This window comes from Streptomyces sp. KL116D (assembly GCF_030766975.1).
GTDB lineage: Bacteria > Actinomycetota > Actinomycetes > Streptomycetales > Streptomycetaceae > Streptomyces > Streptomyces longispororuber_A.
The window spans coordinates 1-17,426 of record NZ_JASERH010000140.1; the positions used below are offsets into that span (position 1 = coordinate 1).

Annotated in this window: 16 protein-coding genes and 1 pseudogene; 7 read left to right on the forward strand and 10 right to left on the reverse strand. The window is 71.8% G+C overall.

The annotated features are described in order from the left end of the window. Together RBJ77_RS53910 and RBJ77_RS53915 are read left to right on the forward strand one after the other, a co-directional pair. Positions 1–213: pseudogene (locus RBJ77_RS53910) on the forward strand (ATP-binding protein); the annotation flags it as partial. A 431-nt stretch (positions 214–644) separates the two neighbouring features. Then, entirely contained in the window at positions 645–1,217 is a 573-nt protein-coding gene (locus tag RBJ77_RS53915; protein ID WP_372351732.1) for an RNA polymerase sigma factor, read from the forward strand. A 535-nt stretch (positions 1,218–1,752) separates the two neighbouring features. On the opposite strand, the gene RBJ77_RS53920 is transcribed toward RBJ77_RS53915, so the two are convergent. Beyond that, complete coding sequence (locus RBJ77_RS53920; protein WP_372351733.1) at positions 1,753–2,178, reverse strand: ATP-binding protein; 426 nt, start codon at positions 2,176–2,178, stop codon at positions 1,753–1,755. A 203-nt stretch (positions 2,179–2,381) separates the two neighbouring features. On the opposite strand from RBJ77_RS53920, the gene RBJ77_RS53925 reads away from it, so the two are divergent. From RBJ77_RS53925 to RBJ77_RS53935, 3 genes are read left to right on the forward strand one after another with little or no spacing between them, the layout of a single operon-like run. Beyond that, positions 2,382–3,239 carry a helix-turn-helix domain-containing protein gene (locus tag RBJ77_RS53925; protein ID WP_372351734.1) on the forward strand — a complete coding sequence of 286 codons (858 nt, stop codon included), beginning with the start codon at positions 2,382–2,384 and terminating at the stop codon, positions 3,237–3,239. After that, on the forward strand, positions 3,236–3,469 hold the full coding sequence (locus RBJ77_RS53930; protein WP_372351735.1) for a DUF397 domain-containing protein: 234 nt from the start codon (positions 3,236–3,238) through the stop codon (positions 3,467–3,469). Before RBJ77_RS53925 ends, RBJ77_RS53930 begins: the two co-directional genes overlap by 4 nt. Further along, on the forward strand, positions 3,466–3,729 hold the full coding sequence (locus RBJ77_RS53935) for a DUF397 domain-containing protein (RefSeq protein WP_372351736.1): 264 nt from the start codon (positions 3,466–3,468) through the stop codon (positions 3,727–3,729). The genes RBJ77_RS53930 and RBJ77_RS53935 overlap by 4 nt, the downstream gene beginning before the upstream one ends. Before the next feature lie 87 nt (positions 3,730–3,816). Here RBJ77_RS53935 and RBJ77_RS53940 read toward each other — a convergent pair whose 3' ends face one another. The 4 genes from RBJ77_RS53940 to RBJ77_RS53955 all read right to left on the reverse strand — a co-directional run bounded on the left by RBJ77_RS53940 (position 3,817) and on the right by RBJ77_RS53955 (position 10,272). Further along, positions 3,817–4,005: an acyl-CoA carboxylase subunit epsilon gene (locus tag RBJ77_RS53940; protein WP_372351737.1), complete on the reverse strand. Its 189-nt coding sequence runs from the start codon at positions 4,003–4,005 to the stop codon at positions 3,817–3,819. Positions 4,006–4,032: 27 nt separating this feature from the next. Further along, positions 4,033–5,628, reverse strand: a complete 1,596-nt coding sequence (locus RBJ77_RS53945) for an acyl-CoA carboxylase subunit beta (RefSeq protein ID WP_372351738.1) — start codon at positions 5,626–5,628, stop codon at positions 4,033–4,035. Between the two features lie 170 nt (positions 5,629–5,798). After that, complete coding sequence (locus RBJ77_RS53950; protein WP_372351739.1) at positions 5,799–9,626, reverse strand: endo-alpha-N-acetylgalactosaminidase family protein; 3,828 nt, start codon at positions 9,624–9,626, stop codon at positions 5,799–5,801. Positions 9,627–9,762: 136 nt separating this feature from the next. Continuing rightward, positions 9,763–10,272: a hypothetical protein gene (locus RBJ77_RS53955; RefSeq protein ID WP_372351740.1), complete on the reverse strand. Its 510-nt coding sequence runs from the start codon at positions 10,270–10,272 to the stop codon at positions 9,763–9,765. 255 nt (positions 10,273–10,527) lie between these two features. Here RBJ77_RS53955 and RBJ77_RS53960 point away from each other — a divergent pair, with 255 nt between their 5' ends. After that, complete coding sequence (locus RBJ77_RS53960) at positions 10,528–11,130, forward strand: YceI family protein (RefSeq protein ID WP_372351741.1); 603 nt, start codon at positions 10,528–10,530, stop codon at positions 11,128–11,130. Positions 11,131–11,177: 47 nt separating this feature from the next. Here the strand turns inward: RBJ77_RS53960 and RBJ77_RS53965 are convergent, their stop codons facing one another. The 5 genes from RBJ77_RS53965 to RBJ77_RS53985 are packed head-to-tail and all read right to left on the reverse strand — an operon-like array spanning position 11,178 to position 15,650. Next, a complete protein-coding gene (locus RBJ77_RS53965; protein ID WP_372351742.1) occupies positions 11,178–12,908 on the reverse strand; it encodes an ABC transporter ATP-binding protein in 1,731 nt (576 codons plus the stop codon). Beyond that, complete coding sequence (locus RBJ77_RS53970; RefSeq protein WP_372351743.1) at positions 12,898–13,350, reverse strand: lasso peptide biosynthesis B2 protein; 453 nt, start codon at positions 13,348–13,350, stop codon at positions 12,898–12,900. The genes RBJ77_RS53965 and RBJ77_RS53970 overlap by 11 nt, the downstream gene beginning before the upstream one ends. After that, positions 13,347–13,598 (reverse strand): lasso peptide biosynthesis PqqD family chaperone, encoded by a 252-nt coding sequence (locus tag RBJ77_RS53975; protein ID WP_255972945.1) that lies wholly within the window; start codon positions 13,596–13,598, stop codon positions 13,347–13,349. The genes RBJ77_RS53970 and RBJ77_RS53975 overlap by 4 nt, the downstream gene beginning before the upstream one ends. Further along, positions 13,595–15,469, reverse strand: a complete 1,875-nt coding sequence (locus RBJ77_RS53980) for an asparagine synthase-related protein (RefSeq protein WP_372351744.1) — start codon at positions 15,467–15,469, stop codon at positions 13,595–13,597. The genes RBJ77_RS53975 and RBJ77_RS53980 overlap by 4 nt, the downstream gene beginning before the upstream one ends. Positions 15,470–15,515: 46 nt before the next feature. After that, complete coding sequence (locus tag RBJ77_RS53985) at positions 15,516–15,650, reverse strand: keywimysin-related RiPP (protein WP_255972941.1); 135 nt, start codon at positions 15,648–15,650, stop codon at positions 15,516–15,518. A 403-nt stretch (positions 15,651–16,053) separates the two neighbouring features. Between RBJ77_RS53985 and RBJ77_RS53990 the strand changes: the two genes are divergently transcribed. Beyond that, complete coding sequence (locus tag RBJ77_RS53990; protein ID WP_372351745.1) at positions 16,054–17,412, forward strand: pentapeptide repeat-containing protein; 1,359 nt, start codon at positions 16,054–16,056, stop codon at positions 17,410–17,412. Positions 17,413–17,426: the final 14 nt, after the last annotated feature.

Genomic DNA, 17,426 nt, shown 5'->3' on the forward strand with positions numbered 1-17,426 from the left:
GCCGTCGACTACTTCGAGAACTCGGGCCTGCCCTTCGTCGTCGCCCTCAACGGCTTCGACGGCAGCCAGCCCTACGGTCCCGACGAGGTCCGCGAGGCCCTGCAGATCGGCCCCGACACCCCGATCATCACGACGGACGCCCGCCACCGCGCGGACGCGAAGTCGACGCTGATCACGCTCGTCGAGCACGCGCTGATGGCCCGCCTGCGCTAGCCGCCGCGCGCTCGTACCGGTACCTTCGCCCCGCTGGTGCATACCAGCGGGGCGTCGTCGTTCCCGCTCCGCGGCCGGTCATGACGGACGAATTCCGGGCCGGGCACTGCTCTCGGCCATGCTGCGCGCACCCCACGAGCCGTGGCCACGGGGCGTACGCGCAGTAATACCCTTGGTTATAGGTCGAGTTCGGCACAGATGTCCCCTCCGCACATCTGACCGAATCCACATACCTGCCGCTGTGATGTTTTCGCGCACCCTCGCGCTCACCTCATGGGGGCGGGACCATGAGCGGTGCCCGCCTATCTCAAGGCGAAATGAGCAGGAAGCGGAGCCATCCGATGAGCTTGTCCTACTCGGGCACCAGAGTCACCAGATTCGGTGCCGCCGTCGCGCGATCCGAACGGCCTCCGAGTACCGGGCAGGGGGCAGTGCAGACCGCTCGCGAGGCGGAATGCCGTCTCCTGCATGACGCGGTCGAACAGGCACAACAGGGGGACGAGCGGGCGTTCCGCACGGTCTACCAGACGCTGCATCCGCGACTCCTGGCCTACGCCAGAGCGCTGGTGGGCGCGACGGAGGCCGAGGACGTCCTCTCCGACAGCTGGCTGCAGATCGCCCGGGACCTGCACAAGTTCCGGGGTGACGGGGCCGGCTTCCACGGCTGGTGCAGCCGGATCGTGCGCAATCGGGCGCTGGACCACATCCGCTGGCACAAGCGCCGTCCCGAAGCCCCGGACGACCTGAGCGCGATCCTGGAACGGCCCGCGCCCGACGACACGTCCGAACAGGCCCTGGACACCCTCGGTACCGAGCGCGCCATGGCCCTCGTGGCGCAGCTCCCCCAGCAGCAGGCCGAGGCGGTGATCCTGCTGGCCGTCGTCGGTCTCGACGCCAAGCGGGCCGCCGGCATCCTCGGCAAACGCGTGGGCGCCGTCCGTACGGCCGCCCACCGCGGCATCCGCAAGCTCTCCGGCCTCGTGGCGGAGAGCGCGCACACCTAGACCCCGCGCGGCCGGGTCCGACCCCCCGCCCGCGCACGACGGTCCCGCCGCCCCGACCCGGCGACGCGCCGACCGTCCCCCGGGGCCCTCCGGCCGCCCATCCGGCAGCCGGGCCCCCGTCACCGCGGTCCGCCTCTCGCGGACCCTGCGCCCAGGCCCCCGGCGCGCAGGCAGTCGCCGACACCCGGCTCCGTGAACTCAGCACGGATGCGGGCCCGTTCGACGGCAGCCGCCTCCCAGCGCTCCCGGACGACAGCGGCCGGACGTGCGGGACGGGCCCGTGGCCTCGCGCCGCCCGCTCTGCGGGCCTCATGTGCACCGTTCCCGTCCCGTACGCCGGACCGCCCGTCCTGTCGGCCGCCCCGCGGCCGGCCGCGCCGGAGGCGGCACACACGCACGCCCGGGCACGAACACACAGAGGATTCGGATGAACACGCACAGACGCAGAAAGGTGCCGCCCTCACCGCCGTCCGTCAGGACGGCGACCAGGGCGGCACCCGGACCCTCGCGGGGCCCCTGCGGGCCGGCTGCTCCGTCAGTCGCAGCCTCCCGCGTCCACGTCCCCCAGGGCCAGCTCGGCCCAGACCACCTTTCCGGTGGGGGTCGGCGTCATCCCGAGGGCCGAGGCGTAGGCGGCGACCAGGAACAGTCCCCGTCCGCCGGGCTCGAAGAAGTCCGGCGGCTCCGTGGGGACGGTCACGAGCACCGGGGACGTGTCCGCCACCTCGAGGCGGACTCCGTCCGCCGTCCTGCTGATGACGAACTCGAAACGACTGTCGTCGCAGTGCCGCACATTGCTGCACAGCTCCGTCGCCACGAGCGACGTGTCGTGCACCAGCTTGTGCAGGCCCCAGCAGCGCAGGCGGGCGCCCACGATGCGGCGGATCTGCTCCAGGCGGTGCGGGCTGTACTCCATACGGATCGCGCACGGTCGGTCGATCACATCGATCACATCGATCACGACGGCCTCATCCGTTGGCTGGTCCGGCATTACCCCTCCGGGGGTCCCTTGGCGGTCAACTCGCTTGTGGGCAAAGGGCGTTGCTCCGACATCATGCTGCCGAAAGTATTACTTAGGCAAGTATTACGTGCGAGTACTGTGCCAACGCGATGGGACTGCAGATGACAGTTGTGTGGCCTGAAGGGGCGGGACATCATGTGGCCATGTCCCAGAGCGAGATGCCCACGATGCGCAGCCGCCGCCTCGGCGCCGAGCTGCGGCGACTGCGCAATGAAGCCGGCATGAAGGTCAACGACGCCGCCCTGGCACTCGAGTGCGGACAACCGAAGATCAGTCAGATCGAGACGGGGAAGCGCGGAATCCGCCAGCTCGACCTGACGACCCTGCTCAATCTGTACGGCGTCACGGACGACAAGCAGCGGGCCAACCTCAAGCGGCTGGCCCGGGACGTCCACAAGGTCGACTGGTGGTCCGGCCAGGGCCCCCTGCTCAGCGACGACCTGCGCGACTACCTCACCCTGGAGGCTGACTCCTCGCTGGTTCGTTCGTTCGAGCCTTCAGTACTTCCCGGACTGCTGCAGACCGAGGCGTACATGCGCGCGATATTCACCGCAGGGGCAGATGCGGATCACGTCGAACCTCTTGTGAAGACCCGCATGAGGCGCAAGGATCTGCTGGGCGGAACCACCGAATTCCGCCTGAGAGTGGTCATAGACACACCCGCGCTGCACCGAATGCCGGGGCCGCGGACTCTGATCCGTGAGCAGTTCGAACACCTCATGGAGACAGGCGAGTTGCCCAATGTCACCATTCAGGTTCTGCCCCTGGACATCACTCTGCCCCTCGCGCAGTACGCTCCCTATACGCTCTTCACCATGCGCGGCGAACCCCCCGTGCAGGTGGCGTGGCTGGAGCACATGACCGGCGGCACGCTCCTCGAGCAGCGCCCCGAGGTCGACACTTACACCAAGGCTTGGGACGACCTGACCGCTGCCGCGCTTTCGCCGGCACAGTCCCGCCGGTACCTCAGTGACCGAATCAAGCAAGAGAGCGGATCATGATGCCCCCCACTTCCGCACCCACCGCCTCGCTCCACGAAATCGGCTCGGCGAGCTGGCACAAGAGCACGTTCAGCGGCGCGTCGAACGGCTGCGTCGAGCACGCGAAACTGACCGGCCACCGACGCGCGGTCCGGGACACCAGGAACCGCGGGTTCGGCGCGATCGTCTTCGACTCCGCCGACTGGCGCGCGTTCGTCTCCAGCGTCAACTCCGGGATCCTGCCGCTATGAGTATGAGCACCCAGCACAGCGGTTCCATCCGTACCGGTCTTGACCGGGAGAAGGCGCGGCTCTACGCCCTCGACCTCGCGGACGCCCAGTGGCTGAGCGCTCCGGGGAACGGCTCCCACGGCGCCGTGGAGGTGGCTCCGCTCAGCGGCGGCGGGGTGGCGATGCGCAATCCGGCGGACCCACGAGGCCTCGTGCTGCGCTTCACCGCCCACGAGTGGGAGGCGTTCAAACTCGGCGCGCTGCACGGGGAGTTCGACTGAGCCCCCGCACCTGACGCACACAGGCGTGAGCCCCGTCCTGATGGACGGGGCTCACGCCTGTGTCGGGTGCGCGGCAGCGCGGGCCGGTCAGCCCTGCCAGGAGTGCGGCGCGCGGAAGCCGTGCTGGCGCTCGAGACGGCGCCATCCGGCCTTGTCGCGGCCCCGGTCGGGCGCGGTCGGCGTGGTGGCCGCACGGGCCAGCAGGATCGCGGTGATGGCCGCGACCTCCTCGGGCTCGGCGTGGCCCTTCTCGACGCGGATGTCGGCGTTGGACATGTGGCAGGTCTCCTACGACTAGTGCCGCTACTGCGGCGGGTTGCCGTGCTTGCGGGACGGCAGGTCGGCGTGCTTCGTGCGCAGCATCGCCAGGGACTTGATCAGCACCTCACGGGTCTCCGCGGGGTCGATGACGTCGTCGACGAGGCCGCGCTCGGCCGCGTAGTACGGGTGCATGAGTTCGGACTTGTACTCCTTGACCATGCGGGCGCGCATGGCCTCGGGGTCCTCGGCCCCGGCGATCTGCCGGCGGAAGATCACGTTGGCGGCGCCCTCGGCGCCCATCACGGCGATCTCGTTCGTCGGCCAGGCGTAGGTGAGGTCGGCGCCGATGGACTGCGAGTCCATGACGATGTACGCACCTCCGTACGCCTTGCGCAGGATCAGCGAGATCCGCGGCACCGTGGCGTTGCAGTAGGCGTACAGCAGCTTCGCACCGTGCCGGATGATCCCGCCGTGCTCCTGGTCGACGCCGGGCAGGAAGCCGGGCACGTCGAGGAGGGTCACGATGGGGATATTGAAAGCGTCGCACATCTGGACAAACCGTGCAGCCTTTTCGCTGGCCTCGATGTCCAGGACGCCCGCGAGGGACTGCGGCTGGTTGGCGACGATGCCGACGACCTGGCCGTCGAGGCGGGCCAGGGCGCAGATGATGTTGCGCGCCCAGCGCTCGTGGACCTCCAGGTAGTCGCCGTCGTCGACGAGCTCCTCGATGACCTTGCTCATGTCGTACGGGCGGTTGCCGTCCGCGGGGACCAGGTCGAGGAGGACGTCCGAGCGGCGGTCCGCCGGGTCGTCGGACTCGACGGTCGGCGGGTTCTCCCGGTTGTTCTGCGGGAGCAGCGAGATCAGGTAGCGGACCTCGGCGATGCAGGTCTCTTCGTCGTCGTAGGCGAAGTGACACACGCCGGAGGTCTCCGCGTGGACGTCGGCGCCGCCGAGCCCGTTCTGGGTGATCTCCTCGCCCGTGACCGCCTTGACCACGTCAGGACCGGTGATGAACATCTGCGAGGTCTCACGGACCATGAACACGAAGTCGGTCAGCGCCGGACTGTAGGCCGCGCCGCCCGCACACGGGCCCAGCATCACGCTGATCTGCGGGATGACACCCGACGCCTTGGTGTTGCGCTGGAAGATCCCGCCATAGCCGGCGAGCGCCGAGACGCCCTCCTGGATCCGCGCGCCCGCACCGTCGTTCAGCGACACCAGCGGGGCACCGGCCGCGATGGCCATGTCCATGATCTTGTGGATCTTCGTCGCGTGGGCCTCGCCCAGCGCACCCCCGAAGATCCGGAAGTCGTGCGCGTACACGAAGACCGTACGGCCCTCGACCGTGCCCCAGCCGGTGATCACACCGTCCGTGTACGGCTTCTTGGCCTCCAGGCCGAAGCCGACCGCCCGGTGCCGGCGCAACTGCTCGACCTCGTTGAACGACCCCTCGTCCAGGAGCAGCTCGATACGCTCGCGCGCCGTCAGCTTGCCCTTCGCGTGCTGGGCCTCGGTCGCCTTCTCACTGGGCCCGGCCAGCGCCTGGGCACGGATCGCGTGCAGCTCTGCCGTACGCCCGCGGGCGTCGGTGGGCTCGTCCCCGGGGTGCGAGGCGGTGTCGTCCAAAACGGTCATGTAGTGACCTTACGAAGCCGACCAAGGAAAACGGGCCGTTGACTCCGTACAGTCTCCGGCCCGTTTTCCTGGTAGCCCCGAACAGAACCCCGGCGACGTGCAGCCGAAGTTACTGCTCAGGGCCCCGTCGGCTTGTAGGGGTCACACAAAGGGGTCCGGTGAGATGCCGCTCACACTCCGCAGTGGAAGCGGGCGTTCCCCCAGTCCGCGTGGTCGTTCCCGTTGCCGTCGCCGCCGTCCCCGACGATCAGGTCGACGTACGTGGCGCCGCTGACGTCGGCCGACAGCTGCCAGGCCGTGTCTGTGGCCTTGAGGACCGGGGACTTCACCTTCTCGGTGCCGTCGGCCGTCACCGAGAACTGCACGCTACCGCGACTGGTCTGGATGTCGTCGACGCCGACCTCCGCGGTGAAGGAGGTGCACTGTCCGCCGAGGTAGTAGCGGACCTCGGCGGGCGCGTGGGTGCCGAGGCCCTTCGCGTAGGAGACTCCGCCGATCTTGAGCGGGGTGCCGTCGCCCTGGCCCTGTTCCCCGTTGGAGAGGTCCTTCTCGACGGGGCCCCAGCCGTTGTCGGACGACGTCCAGTCCAGGTCGCTCGCGTACGTGTCCGTGGTGGGCGGCGGCGGGAGCGTGCGGACCGGGGCGGCCGCGGTGAGGGTGCGGGACGTGCCGGCGACCGTGTACGTCGCCTTCGCGTCCAGCTGGTAGGGCTGGTACTTCGCGTCGGCGGGCGGGGTGACCTGCCAGGTGGCGGTGGCCTTCGCGCCGGGGGCGACCGGGTCGAGGGCGGTGGGGGCCGCGGGCTCGGCCCGCCAGCCGTCGGGCAGGGCGAGGGTGACGGTCGCGTCCTTGATCTCGGCCGTCTCGTAGTTGGTGAAGGTGGCCTCGACCTTGTTCGGCCGGCCCGGTTCGAGGGTCTCCCCCGCCGTGAGGGCGAGCGTGCCGCAGGCCGCCTCGTCCTCCGCCGGGCCGAGGTCGGTCACGGTGAAGTCGTCGAGGACGAAGTCGGCGCCGTCGGGGGCGCCGGTCAGCTTGCGCAGGCCGGTCCAGGTGTCGCCGCAGCCCGCGGTGACGGTGGTGCGGAAGCGGCCGGTGGTGCGCTGCTGTCCCACCGGCACGGCGGCGGTCTCCACGGCGTCGTCGCCGCGGTCGTAGCCGCTGATCCACTGGTAGGCGCCCGCGTGGCTGGACTGGTAGGCGAAGTCGACCTGGTAGGCGTGCCCGTCCTTCATCGGCACGGTCGCGGGCGAGGTGCGGTAGACGACGCCGTCGTTCTCCTCGTGCGACTTGAGGGACTCGCCGCCGCCGATGACGTCGTCGACGAGCTTGCCGTTCCAGCCGGCCTGCGTGTACGGGGCGTGCCGCTGCGCGATGTGGGTGCGCGGGTCGGTGACGCCGCCCGCGTCGCCCTTGTCGAACGGGCCCCAGCCCTGGTCGACGTCCTCGAAGTCCTCGTGCACGACGGCGCCGGGCTCGGTCGTCGGGGCGTTGCGCACGAGACGTACGTCGTCGACGCGGACCGCGGCGCCCGCCGCGTCCTTCGCGGCCGCCACCCGCAGGGTCGTGGCGCCGTTGGCGGGCGCGGTGAAGTTCACCTTCATGCGCTGCATGTGCGTGCCGTGCCAGTCGCTGGCCGCCATGGTGTTGAGCAGCGTGGACCGGTCGAGCGCGGCGGACCCACTGCCCACGCTCAGCGTCGTGCGGCGGGTCTTGCCCGGCTCGATCTCGACCCAGGCGGAGGCGGTGTACCGCTTGCCGGGTTCGAGTCCCGCGACGCGCTGGCCGACCGAGGCCGCGCCGGTGCCGGACAGGCGGGCGCTGTTGCGTCCGTTGCCGTCGGTGTCGCGGGCGACCTGGCCGTCCTTGCCCCAGCCGGTCAGCCGCGCGTCGTTGAAGCCGGGGTCCTTCAGGCCGGTGCCCTCGCCCCAGGCGGGGTCGCTCGCGCGGGGCGTGCCGTCGGCCGGGTAGAGAACGTACGGCTGTCCGGCCTCGGCCTTGAGCGTGAGCTTTCCGGTGGAGTCGGTGCGCACGGTGCCGGTCTTCACGCGGCCGTTGTCGGTGAGCCGGTAGACCGTGTACGAGCCGCCGGGCGCGGCCCAACTGGTCGTGCCGCCCGACTTGTTGTAGTGGTAGAGCTTCTTGCCCTGGTCCCAGGGCAGCAGGTAGCGGTCGCCGTCGAGGACCTTGCGGCCGTGGTCGTAGAAGGTGCGGGTGCCGTTCTCGACGGTGCCGTGCAGGCCGCCGGTGAAGGTGATGTCGTTGCCGTCCCAGCGGGTGATCTTCTGGTGCTGGAGGTACTTGGCGGGCAGGTCGCGCTGCCAGATGTTGGCGTAGAAGTCGTTCCAGTCGTTCTCACCGGTCCAGCCCTCGAAGTCGACGAGGGCGGACTGGCCGAGGACCGGGTCGTTGTTCCAGACGTCCTTCTCGCCGTTGCGGATGAACCGGATGATCTTCGAGTTGAGGCCCTTGTTCGTGGCGCCGCCGTAGTCGAGGTCGTTGGCCCAGTGCGACCAGAGGGACTGCCGCTCGAACTTGTCGGCCCACTCGGTGGCGAGGTTCCAGCCCTGGCCGTTGATGGCGTCGGCCGTCTTCTCGGCGATCCAGCCGTGCGTGTAGTAGACGTCGACGTAGACGGTGGTGAGGTTCTTGTCGGTCTCGTCGCGCAGCTGCTTGAAGCGGGCGGCGAGGTCGCCGCTGGTGATGTCGCGGCGCTGGTCGATGTAGTAGCTCTGGTCGAGCCAGTTCCAGCCGGGCGACTTCGGGTTCACCAGGTCGTCCTTGAAGTGCTCGGCGACCGGGTACGCCTCGGTGGCGTTGACGTGGACGCCGAACTCGGCGCCGTACTTCTTCCCTGCCCTGAGCAGTCTGTTGAGGTCCTTGAGGCCGCCCGCCCGCTTGTTGGTGTTGCCGCCGTAGTCGGGGTGCGCGGAGTCGTGGCCCTCGGACGCGTAGCCCTTGAGCAGCGCGAACTGGCCGAGGTCGTCGGTGGCGAGCCCGATGCGCTTGACGTCGTCGAGGGTGCGCAGGAAGGGGTGCTGGGCCTGGCTGGCGAAGTTGAACGGGATGTGGGTGACGACCCGGTCGGCGGTCGCCTCGCTGCCCTTCGCGGTGACGCCGATCGAGCGGAAGGCGACGGCGCCGTCCTGCCAGTCGACCGTCCCGTCGCCGTTGGCGTCGGGGGTGACGACGACCTTCGCCCACGGCAGGTCCTTGCCGGTGGCGGGGGCCGGGGCACCGGCGCCGCGGTAGGTCCACTGCCCGGACCAGACGCCCACTCGCGTGCCGCCGTCGGCGTCCTTGCGGGCCTGGTGCCAGAAGCGGGCGTCGTCGCCGTTCGTGGCGCCGCTCGGCTTGTCGTACGCCGAGTTGGACTCCACGGCCGCGGCGAGCTGCCCGGTGTTGACGATGGCGTACGCGGCGCCGGTCGCGGACTGCTCGGCCGGGGTGTCGGCGGTGACCTTGCCGAAGACGTCCGCGGTCTTGGTGGAGTCCGGGTCGAGCTTGGTGAACGCGGTCTGCGCACCGCCGTCCGCGCTGCCCACGGAGACCAGGTCGTGCCCCGGGATGTCGATCGTCCCCACCCGGAAGGCCGCCGTGTCCCGCACGGCCGTCACCTTGAAGGTGGTCGTGCGCCCGGCGACGCCGAGGGTGGCGTCGAGCTCCACGTCCGGCAGGTCGGGGAAGGTGAGGGTGTACGCGGCCGTGGCCCCGGTGACCTGGGGTGCGGCCTTGAGGCGGGTGGCGTACGCCGTGCCGTTGAGGGTGACCTCGGTGACGGTGTGCGTGCTGCCGAGGAGGCGGGCGCCGCTCGCGTCCGCGTAGGACAGGACGCGGGGGAAGTCGTCGGCGACGGTGACCTTCAGCTGCGGGGACGCGAGGACGAGGCCGGGGGCGGGCTCGTCCGGCGCGGCCGCGGAGACGGGTGCCGCGAGGGCGGCCACGACTGCGGTGGCCGCCGCCAGGACCAGGGCGCGCGTTGCGCGGGATCTTCGGGACATGGGGTCTGGGTATCGGCGCGGCACGGCCCGGGTCAACGGAGTGACCCGGTAAGGGCGTTGGCAGTCCAACCATTGCCGTCCGGAAGTCCAAGTGCCCGGGCCGGGGCGCGCGCGGCGCCCCGGCCCCGACAGCCGCTCAGCAGCCGCCGCAGTTGTAGTAGAGGACGTCCCAGTGGTTGCCCTCGTCGGCGTAGATGTTGCCGGAGCCCGACTGGTACTGGGGGGCGCCGTCGCCGCGCAGGCCGATGTACGTGAACGTGTTCTTGATGTAGTTGGTGACGCAGGTGTTCTTGCCGTAGTCGAGCTTGTAGCCGTTCCAGTGCGAGTAGGTGCCGCTCGCGTGGCCGGTCTCGGTGCCGCCGGTGATGTTCAGGGCGCAGCCGGTGGCGCGCTTGAGGGTCTGGGCGCCCTGGGCGGTGGCGAGGTTGAGCTGGTCGAAGGACGTGCAGGTGGCGTTGTTCCGGTTGGAGCAGCCGCCGGACGACGACCAGGTGATACCGACCGAGCTGAACATCGAGGTGGCGGTGGCGTGGCTGATCTTGGTGACGGCGAAGGCGTCGGTCGCGGTGGTGAGGACACCGAAACCGGGTGCGACGAGGGCGCCGGTGGTGAGCGCGAGCGCGGTGAGCGCCGAGCGGATGCGCATGGTGGGGGTTCCCTTCCTGCTGTTGACCGTGCTGGCTGTGAGACGGCTGTGGTGCAGGTGGAGCAAGGAGATCGTGCCCGGTTCTACGCGCGTCCGGTAGAGCGCGAACAAGATCCACCGGGTGTAATCGGAGAGACACACACCGTTGGATGTTGAAAGTTGAACATCATCGCGCTACAGTCGCTCTCAGTTGATGGTTCAACTTTCAAACATCACGTCGGCACCCCCGTGCCGCCCGTCCCCAAGGAGCACGTCATGGGCATCTTCGGCCGCAAGAACGACGAGACCGCCACCACCGCCGCGCAGGCCGGCCCCGACCTGGGCTCGCTCACCGGCGAGTACACCGTCGACCCGGCGCACACGACCCTGGGCTTCGTCGCCCGGCACGCCATGGTCACGAACGTGAAGGGCAGCTTCACCGACTTCACCGGCTCGCTGCACCTGGACGGTTCGGACCCGGCCAAGTCGACGGCCTCCTTCGACGTCCAGATGGAGAGCATCGACACCGGCAACGCCGACCGTGACGGTCACCTCAAGAGCGCCGACTTCTTCAAGATCGACGAGTTCCCGACGATGACGTTCCGCTCGACGTCCGCCGAGTCCCTGGGCGGCGAGGACTACCGCATCACCGGCGACCTCACCATCCTGGGCACGACCCGGCCGCTCACCATCGACCTGGAGTTCAACGGCTCGGCGAAGGACCCGTTCGGCAACGAGCGCGTGGGCTTCGAGGGCAAGTCCGAGATCCTGCGCTCCGAGTGGGGCCTGACCTGGAACGCCGCGCTGGAGACGGGCGGCGTGCTGGTCTCCGACAAGATCAAGCTGAACTTCGACATCTCGGCGATCAAGAGCGCCTGAGCACCGGCTCCCCGGAGCCACCGGGGTCACCGGAGCGACCGACACCGTCAATGAGTTGAGGCGGCCACGAACTGCGTGGCCGCCAACTCGGCGTACAGCGGGTCCTGTTCGAGGAGTTCGGCGTGGCTGCCCTGGGCGCGCACCCGCCCGTCCTCCAGGACCACGATGCGGTCCGCGTCGACGACCGTCGACAGACGGTGCGCGATCACCAGGACCGTCGTACGGGTCGCCAGCTCGCGGACGACCGCGCGCAGGTGCTGTTCGTTGACCGCGTCCAGGTTCGCCGTCACCTCGTCCAGGAGCAGCAGGGCCGGGCGGCGCAGCAACGCCCGGGCGATGGCGACGCGTTGGCGTTCGCCGCCGGAGAGCAGCACGCCGCGGTGGCCGACCGGGGTGTCGAGGCCCTCGGGCAGCCGGGCCACCAGGTCGTCGAGGCGGGTCCGCGCGACGACGTCGCGCATGTCGTCGTCCGTCGCGTCCGGGGCCGCGTACAGCAGGTTGTCGCGCAGGGTGCCGGCGAGGACGGGCGCGTCCTGCTCCACGTAGCCGAGGGTCGCGCGCAGCTGTGCGAGCGGCCAGTCGCGGATGTCGCGGCCACCGACCGTGACGGTGCCCGCGTCGTGGTCGTAGAAGCGTTCCAGGAGCGCGAAGACCGTGGACTTGCCCGCGCCGGACGGGCCGACGAGCGCCGTGAGCCCGCCGGCCGGGGCGTCGAAGGTGACGCCGTCGTGGGCGGGGGCGCGTTCGTCGGCGTAGCGGAAGACGACGTCCGTGAAGGCGACCGGGACGGGCCCCGCCGATTCCCTTGCGCCCGCGCCCTGTCGGGGCTGCTCGCCGGGCAGGTCCTCGATCTCCGCGAGGCGGGCCACCGCGGCCAGGCCGCTGTTGAGGCCCACCCAGCCCTCCGTCAGCTGCCCGAGCGGCGCGACGAGGTAGAACAGGTAGAGCAGGAACGCGATCAGCGAGGAGAGGTCGAGCGCGCCCGAGGCGACGCGCGCGCCGCCCACGCCGAGCACGCACAGGAACGCCACCTGTACCGAGACGAGCATCGCCACGTCGGACGCGGACGTCCAGCGGGCGACCGTGAGGCCCCTGTCGTGGGCGCGCCGGGCGGCGGCGGTGACGGCGGACCGCTCGCGGCCCTCGGCGCCGTTCGCCTTGACGGTGCGGAACGACTGCAGGGCCCGGTCGAGCGCCGAGCCCATCGCGCCGACCGCCTCCTGCGCCTGGGTCTGGGCGCGCCGGATGCGTGGCATGAGGAGGGCGAGGGCGGCCGCGATCAGGGCGAGGACCAGGAGCGTCACGCCGAGCAGGACCAGGTCCATGACGCCCATCAGGACGACGGTGCCGACGAGGGTGAGCGCGCCGCTCGCCGATTCGACGAGGCTGCGGGAGAGGACCGTGCGCAGCAGCGTCGTGTCGCTCGTGGCGCGGGTGAGCAGATCGCCGGGGGTGAGCCGGTCCACGGCGGCGACGGTCAGCCGGAGCATGCGGCCGACGAGCCGCTCCCTGGCGCCGAGCACGACCGCCTCGCCGGTACGGGACATCAGATAGGTGCCGCCCGCGGTGAGCGCCGCCCCGGCGACCACGACGGCGGTGAGCAGGAGCAGGGCCGGGGCGGGCGAGCGGTTCTCGGCGAAGGCCTGCACCGCGTACTTCGCCATGACCGGCATCGCGAGCCCGGCGCCCGACCCGGCGAGCGTGAGGACGCCGCCGACGGCCAGGGTGCGTGCGTGCGGACGGGCGTGGGCGAGGAGACGGCGCAGGTCAGCGGGCATCCGTGCCCTCGGGAACGGCGACCGCCTCGTCCGGTGCGGCCGTCACGGTGATCAGCGGCCGGTACTCCGCGGCCGCCGCCCGCTCCCCCACCAGGCGCCCCTCGGCCTGCACCCAGGCGTGCGGGGCGAACGGCGGCGCGGCGCGGACGCCCGCGTGCCAGTCGGGCCAGGTGCCGGAGAGCCGGCAGAGCAGCGCGACGGCGACCGAGCGCGGCAGACAGCCGTACCAGCCGGCGCAGCGGCGGCTGGTGGCGACGACCGACTCGTACGCGGCGAGCGCGGTGGCGTGCGGGGCGGGGGCGGCGCCGCGGCTGAGGAGCGTGAGCAGGCGGCGCAGCCGGTCGGGGCGGAGCCGGGCGACGACGAGGGCCACGCCGACGGCGGCCCTGACCCGCGGGCCGCGCCGGGCGCCGGGCCCCGGCATCGTCATCTCGGTGCTCACGGTGTGGCCATCTTCGCGTCGACGAGCTGCCGGGTGAGTTCGGCGACGTCGGCCTCCGCCCGGGCGCGGTCGACGTCGAACGCGGTGATGAGCCGCTCCACCGCCGTGTCCGGGCCGTGGCCCTCGGCGAGGGTGCTGATCACGAGGGTGCCGGACTCGTTCAACTGCCAGTAGGTACCGGCCCGTTGGTCGAGGAGCACACCGCCGAAGTCGGTGCTGGTGACCGCGACACCGTCTCTGAGCTTCACGGGATGAGGGCCTCTCTGTGGACTGGTCCGGTGGCGGGGTGGGTGGCGCGCAGCCACATCTCGGTGGCGACCGCGGCGTCGATGGAGTGCCGGGCGTGCAGGGGGGCGTACGGGTCGGCGGCGAGGGCGTCGAGCTGGGTCACGTCGACGAGGCCGAGGGCGGCGAGCCGCGAGGCACCCGGTTCCCACAGCCGCCGGAGGTCGTCGGCGTGCCGGACGAGGCCCTGGGTGTGGTCGCCGTTCATGTGGTCCTTGGTGGTGCGGGCGAGCAGCGGCGCGGGCACGGTGTCGCGGACGGCCTCGGCGAGCAGCGGTTTGTAGCGGCCGGGGTCGATGCGGTCCGCGAGGCGCACGGCGAGGGTCGCCTCGATGACGTGGTCGGCGTACATCGGGGCGGCCACCGGCAGTCCGATGCCGAGCCCGTACTCCTCCATCGCCTGGAAGTGGCGGGCGCCGATCCGGACGGTGTCGAGGTCGAGGTGGCGGCCCGGGCGCGGGGCGAGCGGCCGGGCGTGCTCGGCGGCCGCGCGGAACGCGTCGCGCACGAGGTCGCGGGCGTCGGGGGTCAGCCAGGGCGGCAGCGTCTGCCGCACCCCCCAGGACAGCTGCGGGGTGCGGGAGGTGGGCGGCGGCGCGTCGGTGACGGCGTCCGCGAGCCAGGCGCGGAACGGGGGCCGGGTGAGCAGGGCCCGTACGGTCGCGCCCAGTGGCCAGCCCAGCTGGTGCCGCACGGCGCCGATCCGGTTCCAGGCGGCGAAGGGCCGGCCGGGGAACAGGTCGCCGGAGGCGGCCGGGAGGCCCATGAACAGTTCGTCGCCGCCGTAGCCGGTGAGGTGGCACTCGGATCCGGCGGCGGCGGCCCGGGCGAGCAGCATCCGGGCGCGGGCCCGGGCGGGCGCGACGGGCAGCGGTTCGTCGGTCGGCACGTCGTCGGGTCCTGGCGGGTCGGCCACGCCCGCGTAGAAGAGCGGCGCCTCGTCGGCGGGGACGACGTCGTGCCGGAGGCCGTCGTCGTCCCCGGCCAGCGCCACGGCGCGGCGCGCCCACGTCTCGTCCTCCGCGTGGCGCTCCCTGGACGCCACGGTCAGCAGGTCGAGGCGGTCCGGTCCCGCGCGGCGGGCGAGGAAGGCGAGCGAGGTCGAGTCGAGGCCGCCGGAGAGTTCGCAGCTGATGCGGGTGCGGTCGGCCAGGTGGGCGCGGACGGCGCGGTCGAGGGCGTCGCCGAGCGCCGACGCCCCGTCCGCCAGCGGCAGTTCGGCCTCCGGCGCATGCCACCAGCGGCGGGTGACGGGCGGGCCGCCGGCGCCGGGCAGGACGAGCGCGTACGCCGGATCGGTCTCGGCCACGCCCTGCCACACGGGGCGTCCGCCGAGCGGGTGCGGCAGGAAGTCCAGCAGGCGCAGGGCGAGCGCGGCCTCGTCCAGCCCGCCGCCGCCGAGGTGGGCGAGTACGGCGGGCCGGTCCGACGCGAGGTGCGGGCCCGGGCCGGTCGTGGCGTACACCCGGCGCAGGCCCGACGCGGTGCCGCGCACCCAGCTCTCGCCCCCTGTGCGAGAGATGACGTGGTGGACACCGGGCAGCCGGCGGGCCAGCCGGGCGTGCAGGTCCGCGTTGCCGCGGGCCGCGCGGAGATCGGCGTCGAGGCCGGGGACCGCGCAGGGGCCGATGACGACGACCGCGTCGCCGCCGTGCGCAGCGGCGCTGATGCGGCGCAGCGAGGTCCGGACGACCAGCCACGGACGGCCGGACGGGTACCGGAACACCTGGTCGGGGTGGGGAAGACGCCCGGCCGCCGTCCGGCCCGCCGGGGTGTCCGGCAGGACGACGAAGGAGTCGCGTGCGTGGGGCGGCGGCGTGGGGCGGCCGGGCATCTTCACCATTCCTCGGTCTGCGTCGGCGTCGGTGCGCTGCGTCGGATCAGGTGAAGCGGCGGGTGATCCACTCCGAGTAGGCGCCGTAGAAGTACCCGGCCGTCGTCTTGGTGAAGTCGCCCTGCTTCACCATCGCCGGCTTGGCGTAGCTCTTCTTCTTCTCCTGCGTCTGCTTCTTCATGACCATCTCTCCATCTCACGTGTGTGTAACGGATGTGATTGGCGTGCTTGGTGTGCAACTTGTGAACACCACGGCGATCATTGCCACTTGGTGAGCGTCCATGCACGGAACGCGACCGTTTCCGAGAGATGACCTGATCACTGCGGACAAATCGGCGGGAGTACCCATGAGCAGGGCATGCGTTCGGGCCAACTCGCCGTGGGTGGGGCCCTTGTGGGTGAGTGCGGGCCGGTGGGGCTTCTCGCGCAGTTCCCCGCGCCCCTGGAGCATGCGGCTTCGCCGCAGCCCCATCGGCGCCCCGTGAGACGGCGCACGGAGTGCGCCTCTCAGGGGCGCGGGGAACTGCGCGACCAGCCACGGCGAAAGCCGCACGCACCCACCGGCCCCATGGAATGCTGCCGCCATGGACGTCGACGCCGCGCGCATCCGCCGCGAGATCCTCGACGAGGACACCGCCCCGGATCCGTACGTGCTGCGGGACGCCAGGATCAGCGGAGCGCTCACGCTCGACGGAGCCGAGATCCACAGAGCCGTACGCTTCGAGGCGTGCCGGTTCGAGGAACCCGTACGCCTGGAGGGCGCGACCACCCTCGGCGTCGCCATCGTCCGCTGCACCCTCCCGGGCCTCCTCGCACCGACGACCCGCTTCGGCGGCCGGCTCGACCTGCGCGGATCGACGATCGGCGAGCGCGACGGGGCCGACCCCGCCGTCGACCTCGTGCACGCCGACGTCGCGGGCGGCCTCCGGCTCGACGGAGCGCACCTCGTCGCGCCGGGCCGGGCCGCGATCGAGGGCGGCGGACTCGTCGCGCGCGGCGGCGTCTTCTGCGAGGGCGGCTTCGTCGCGGAGGGCGAAGTCGGCTTCCCCGGGGCCGAGTTGCCGGGCGGCCTGTGGCTGCGCGGGGCGCGGATCACGGTCGGCTCGGCGCAGGCGTACGCGTTCCACGGCGACGCGGTGCGGACGTCGAACGTACGGCTCCAGGGGCTGCGGACCGACGGCCGGATACGGCTGCGCGGCGCGCAGGTGGACGACCTGGTCTCGCTGGAGGGCGCCGAACTCGGCGGCGCGGGCTCGTCGGTGATGTGCGTCGGCATGCGGACCGAGGCCCTCGACCTGCGCTTCGCACGGACCCCCGCGGGCGGCGTGAACCTGCGCAACGCGCACGCGAGCCGGATCCAGGACGACCCCGGCACCTGGCCGGCGAACCTGGGCCTGGACGGCCTGACGTACGACTGGCTCGGCGATACCGCGACCGACCGCCGCGAGGACGTCACGAACCGGCTCGCCTGGCTGCGCCACCAGCCCCACTACGCACCGCAGCCCTACGAGCAGCTCGCCGCGCACTACCGGCGGTCGGGCCAGGAGGCCGAGGCCCGCCGGGTCCTGCTGGTCAGGGAGCGGACGCGCCGGGCGACGCTCGGTCCCGCGGGGCGCGCCTGGGGCCGGCTGCTGGACGCGACCGTGGGGTACGGCTACCGCCCGTGGCTCGCCGGGATCTGGCTCGCCCTGCTCACGCTGCTCGGCAGCGCGGTGTTCGCCGCCCACCACCCGGTGGCGAACAAGAAGGGCGAGGGCCCGCCGTTCCACGCCGTGCCCTACGCCCTCGACCTGATGGTGCCGATCGGCGGGCTCGGCCAGCGCGACGGCTGGCACTGGGCCGAGCCGGGTGTCCAGGCCCTGGCGTACGGGCTGATCGCGGTCGGCTGGATCCTGACGACGACGGTCGTGGCGGGCGTGACGCGCACGCTGAGCCGCGGCTGACGCGGCGCAGCGCG